The organism is Micrococcus sp. HMSC31B01 (assembly GCF_001816085.1).
Lineage (GTDB): Bacteria > Actinomycetota > Actinomycetes > Actinomycetales > Micrococcaceae > Micrococcus > Micrococcus luteus.
Map to the genome: position 1 here is coordinate 1 of NZ_KV825378.1, position 723 is coordinate 723.

Consider the following 723-nt stretch of genomic DNA (forward strand, 5'->3'; position numbering starts at 1 on the left):
CCCCGGCGGCGCCGGCCCGCACCGCCTCCGGCTCGCGACGGGTCGAGGGGGCGCGGGCCCGCACTGCCCGCGCCTCTCGCATCTGGGTGGAGGGCGTGCACGACGCCGAGCTGGTGGAGAAGGTGTGGGGCGAGGACCTGCGCCTCGAGGGCATCGTCGTGGAGCCCCTGCACGGCGTGGACGACCTCGCCGGGGCGATCCGTGCGTTCGCCCCCGGTCCGCGGCGCCGGCTCGGGATCCTCGTGGACCATCTCGTCACCGGGTCCAAGGAGGAGCGCCTCGCGGCCGAGGCCATGCGCGTGCCGGGGGCCGCGGGCAACGTGCTCATCCTCGGTCACCCCTACGTGGACGTCTGGCAGGTCATCAAGCCCTCCGTCTTCGGCATCCCCGCGTGGCCCGTCGTGCCGAAGGGGCAGGACTGGAAGACGGGGATCCTGCGGGGACTGGGCTGGCCGCACGGGAGCAAGGAGGCCACGGGGCTGGGGTGGAAGCGGCTGCTCTCCCACGTCACCACGTACGCGGACCTCGAGCCGTCCCTGCTGGGCCGCGTGGAGGAGCTCATCGACTTCCTCACCGCCGCACCCGAGCACTGATCTCGGCGCGGCCCCCGCCCGCCCGCGCTATGCTGGCCCATGCCCTGCGCCCGGTCCCCGGCGCGCGGGTCCCGCGATCCAGGAGGAGCCCCTCGTGAACACCCGCGCGCAGCCCGACGCCGGCCGCACC

The 723-nt window shown here is 75.4% G+C and carries 1 protein-coding gene; it reads left to right on the forward strand.

Annotated features, from left to right (window positions below):
* The coding region (locus HMPREF3105_RS11015; RefSeq protein WP_070709621.1) for a DUF3097 family protein at positions 1–593 on the forward strand (593 nt) is incomplete at its 5' end.
* Between the last annotated feature and the right edge of the window lie 130 nt (positions 594–723).